4 protein-coding genes and 1 tRNA gene are annotated in these 4,628 nt (G+C 62.5%); 1 reads left to right on the top strand and 4 read right to left on the bottom strand.

Annotation, left to right across the window (positions count from 1 at the left end; genetic code table 11):
- Positions 1-79: 79 nt before the first annotated feature.
- The 4 genes from htpX to msrB all read right to left on the bottom strand — a co-directional run bounded on the left by htpX (position 80) and on the right by msrB (position 4,284).
- The gene (gene htpX / locus AC4FAH_RS13280) at positions 80-979 is read right to left on the bottom strand and encodes a protease HtpX (RefSeq protein ID WP_107336103.1); all 900 of its coding nucleotides are present in this window, start codon (positions 977-979) and stop codon (positions 80-82) included.
- 195 nt (positions 980-1,174) lie between these two features.
- Positions 1,175-2,413: a pyridoxal phosphate-dependent aminotransferase gene (locus AC4FAH_RS13285; protein ID WP_225347204.1), complete on the bottom strand. Its 1,239-nt coding sequence runs from the start codon at positions 2,411-2,413 to the stop codon at positions 1,175-1,177.
- 238 nt (positions 2,414-2,651) lie between these two features.
- Positions 2,652-3,629: a ribosome biogenesis GTPase YlqF gene (gene ylqF / locus AC4FAH_RS13290; RefSeq protein WP_463079654.1), complete on the bottom strand. Its 978-nt coding sequence runs from the start codon at positions 3,627-3,629 to the stop codon at positions 2,652-2,654.
- 232 nt (positions 3,630-3,861) lie between these two features.
- Complete coding sequence (gene msrB / locus AC4FAH_RS13295; RefSeq protein WP_043334292.1) at positions 3,862-4,284, bottom strand: peptide-methionine (R)-S-oxide reductase MsrB; 423 nt, start codon at positions 4,282-4,284, stop codon at positions 3,862-3,864.
- A gap of 268 nt (positions 4,285-4,552) precedes the next feature.
- Here msrB and AC4FAH_RS13300 point away from each other — a divergent pair.
- Positions 4,553-4,628, top strand: a tRNA-Glu gene (locus tag AC4FAH_RS13300).

Here is a 4,628-nt window from a genome sequence, read left to right on the forward strand (position 1 = left end):
AAAAGCCCGCCACGTGGATCACGTGGCGGGCTTTTTGCTGTCTGCAGGGGCCAATCAGGCCGTGCAGGATTGGCGGAGCTTACTTGTAGGCAGCGGCCTTGAGCGCGGCGATACGGTCATCCAGCGGCGGGTGGCTGGCGAACAGTTGCTCCATCAGCTTGCGGCTCTTGCCGGTGGTGATGGCGAAGGCGGTCATGGTGTCGGGCATCTGGTCCGGCAGCTCATGTTCCTGCTTGAGGCGAGCCAGGGCGTTGATCATCGAGCCGCTGCCCGCCAGGCCTGCGCCTGCGGCATCGGCACGGTATTCGCGCCAGCGCGAGAACCAGGCGACGATCATCGAGGCCACCAGGCCCAGCACCATTTCCAGCACGAACACGACCGCCATGTAGCCGAAGAAGCCCAGGCCGCCGTTCTCGTCATCGCGCTTGAGGAAGGCGTCGATGGCATGTGCGGCGATACGCGCGAAGAACATCACGAAGGTGTTCACCACGCCCTGGATCAGCGTCAGCGTCACCATGTCGCCGTTGGCGACGTGGCCGATCTCGTGCGCCAGCACGGCGCGCACTTCCTCGGGGCGCATGCGATTGAGCAGGCCGGCCGAGACGGCGACCAGCGCATCATTGCGGTTCCAGCCGGTGGCGAAGGCATTGGATTGCTGCGCCGGGAAGATGCCGACTTCCGGCATCTTGATGCCAGCGTCGCGCGCCAGTTCTCCGACGGTGTCCAGCAGCCAGCGTTCGGTGTCGTTCTGCGGCTGTTCGATGATCACGGTGCCGGTCGAGGACTTGGCCATCGTCTTGGACAGGAACAGCGAGATCACGGAACCGGCCATGCCGATGATGAAGCAGAAGATCAGCAGCGCCGTGTAGTTGATGCCGTTGGCTTCCATGTAGCCATCGAAGCCCAGCAGGCGCAGCGTGACACTGGCCAGCAGCACCACCGCCAGGTTGGTGATCAGGAAAAGGGCTATCCGCATCATGGGGTCAGGTCTCCAATGCCAATATATCGGTAGGGCGCAATTATCTGCCCGCGATACTGACAGTGAGATGAATCACTGGCGGCAGCGCGGGCAGAATTTGCGTCGACAGTCTGCAAGGACGGTCTGCAAGGACAGCAAGGTATCACCACTGGAGGCGATCTGCGTAGCCCCTTGATCACGGGGGCTGGGCCGATGTCAGGCCTTGCGACGTCGCGCCAGGAAGCGGCCGAGGCGTTCGATGGCTTCTTCCAGCTGGTCGGCGTAGGGCAGGGTGACGATGCGCAGGTGGTCCGGATTCGGCCAGTTGAAGGCGGTGCCCTGCACCAGCAGCATCTTCTCTTCCAGCAACAGCTCCAGCACCATCTGCTGATCGTCCTCGAAGGGATACATCTCGGGGTCGAGCCGCGGGAACATGTAGAGCGCGCCCTTGGGCTTCACGCAGCTGACGCCGGGAATCTCGTTGAGCTTCTTCCAGGCCGCGTCACGCTGGGCCAGCAGGCGTCCGCCCGGCAGTACCAGATCATTGATCGACTGATAGCCGCCGAGCGCCGTCTGGATGGCGTGCTGCGCCGGCACATTGGCGCACAGGCGCATGCTGGCCAGCATGTCGAGGCCGGAGATGAAGTCGGCCGCCGGGCGCTTGTCGCCGGAGAGAATCATCCAGCCGGAGCGGAAGCCCGCGCAGCGGTAGCTCTTGGACAGGCCGTTCATGGTCACGACCAGCAGGTCATCGGCCAGCGCGCCGGTGGAGACGTGCTCGGTACCGTCGTAGAGGATCTTGTCGTAGATCTCGTCAGAGAACACCACCAGACCGAATTCGCGCGCGACCTGCAGGATGTCCTTCACCACCGCGGGCGGATAGACCGCGCCGGTCGGGTTGTTCGGATTGATCAGCACGATGCCCTTTGTGTGGCTGGTCACCTTGGCGCGGATGTCCTCGATGGAGGGCGCCCAGTCCTGCGCTTCGTCACACAGATAGTGCACGGCGCGACCACCGGCCAGGTTGGCGGCAGCAGTCCATAGCGGGTAATCCGGCGCCGGTACCAAAAGCTCGTCGCCATCATCGAGCAATGCCTGCATGGCCAGCACGATCAATTCCGAGACGCCGTTGCCGATGTAGATGTCCTCGATCCCGACACCCTGGATATCCTTGCGCTGGCACTCCTGCATGATCGCCTTGCGCGCAGAGTAAAGCCCCTTGGAATCACAATAGCCCTGCGCTGTCGGCAGGTTGCGCATCACGTCCTGCAGAATCTCTTCCGGTGCCTCGAAGCCGAAGGGCGCCGGGTTGCCGATATTGAGCTTGAGAATGCGATGGCCCTCGTCCTCGAGACGCTTGGCGTGTTCGAGAACCGGCCCGCGAATGTCATAGCAGACGTTGTCCAGCTTGTGTGACTTGCGAATTTCGCGGGGCTTTCTTTGCTCGGTATCCATGATGCTTTCCGTAGATCTCCGTCACGTAAGGTGTAGGGGCGAGCGTCCAGCATATCGCGCCGCTGGCCTGCCGCGCCACGGCCAAGGGCCAATAGCGTGGTTAAATTTGTGGTTTGAGATGTTCAGGCAGAAAAAAATCCCGCCAGAGGTTTTCTGGCGGGATTTTCAACTGGCATTCAAGCGCCTCCCGCGGACGGGAGTCAGGCGAGAGTCGCGTTAGCGCCTTGTTCTGGTAGCGTTATTCGCTCTCTTGCTCACGCGTTTCGGCTCCATCTTCCGTCTCGCCACTGGCTTCCGGGACCGGCTCGGCAGGAATGTCGGCGGGTGTTTCCAGTGTCAGGCGCCCAAGCTTGCCGTCGCGCAGTTCATGCAGCAGTACCTCGGCACCGCGGTGCAGGTCGATGATGCCACCGGCACGCAGGCCGCCGCGCTTGCTGGCGATCTCTTCCAGAATCGCGACCCCATTGAAGCCGGACAGCGACATCAGATCGACCTTGCGCGGGCCATCACTCTCGACTCGCTCGGCGTCAGGGTTGGCGCTGTAGGCCGGCAGTGACTTCAGCTTGTAGCGTGCGGTCAGCTCCGTGGGGTAGCGCTTGGCCAGCTCCGCCGCGACGATCACCGCCACATCGGTGTAATCGATGGCGGTGTCACGGATCGCGCCACTGCCGGCCAGGCGATAGGCGCTGGCCTGGTCTTCGATCTTCGGCCACATCACCCCGGGGGTATCGATCAGGGCAATGCCACCGTCGATGCGAATCTTCTGCTGGCGCTTGGTGACGGCGGGCTCGTTGCCGGTCTTGGCGATCTTGCGACCCGCCAGGCCATTGATCAGCGTCGACTTGCCGACGTTGGGGATGCCCATCACCATCACGCGCGCATCACGATCGACGCGGATATGACCGGCCATCTCGCGGCACAGGCGCGGAATCTGCTTGAGGTCACGCGCCTCAAGCGTGGTGATCGCCAGTGCACGGGTGTTGGGCAGGGCATCGAAATACTCGACCCATTCGCGCGTGCGTGCCGGGTCCGCCAGATCGGCGCGAGACAGCAGCTTGAGTACCGGCTTGTGGCGGGTCAGTTCGGACAGCACCGGATTGGTGCTGGAGTAGGGGAGGCGGGCATCGAGGACTTCGATGACCACGTCGATCTCGGGCAGCGCGTCCTTTATCTGACGGCGTGCCTTGTGCATATGTCCCGGATACCAGCCCAGCATGTCGCTTCTCTCCTGCCGTCAGGGGTATGACGGTTGTTCTGTCACCTCTGTCCTGCCTCCTTCTTCCCGCATGCCAGGGAAGGCGCTCATCCATCAGGGATGGCGCTACATGGCATGCGGGAGAGGAGGGGACGCGTATGGCGACGCATTCTATCAGAGGCGGCCTGGCCATGGAGGCGCGCTATCCGGTCATCACTGCCCAGCGCTCTATCGACTCTCCATGTCCCGGGCGTCAGGCGCGTATCGGCTTGAAGCGCAGCGCGACGGAGTTGATGCAGTAGCGCTGACCGGTGTCAGTCGGGCCATCCGGGAAGACGTGCCCCAGGTGGGACTCGCAACGGCGACAGCGCACTTCCACGCGACGCATGCCATGGCTGGTATCGAAGTGCTCCTCGACGGCGGCATCGGCATAGGGGCGGTCGAAGCTCGGCCAGCCACAGCCGGAGTCGAACTTGGTGTCGTTGTCGAACAGCTTGGCGTCACAGGCGATGCAGTGATAGGTACCCGGCGTCGGGCTGACTTCGTGATCGCCAGTGAAGGGGCGCTCGGTCCCTGCCTCGCGCGTCACCCGGTATTGCTCCGGCGTCAGGCGCTTGCGCCACTCCTCTTCACTGCGAATCAGCTTGTCCTGAGTCTGCGGGTCTTGTTCGCTCATGATCTCTTCTCTCTATCTATGCGTTTCTCGAATGGCGCTCGTGTGAACCTGCAAGCAAGTTCTCCTGCGCGGCAATTCGAAAAGAGTGACTGCCGGTCTTCACGCGAAACCCGGTACATACCCCAAGAATGCGGGCGTCAGGGCGTGACCACAAGCATGTGGTGGATGCACTTGGCCAACGCCGGAAAAATCCTGTTGAAGCAGGGGGTTGACGAAGGGGGAGGGTCTTTGTAATATACGCGCCACCTCGACGAGGCAAGAACGTTACGTCCCATTCGTCTAGTGGTCCAGGACACCGCCCTTTCACGGCGGTAACAGGGGTTCGAACCCCCTATGGGACGCCA

This window comes from Cobetia sp. (assembly GCF_983723665.1).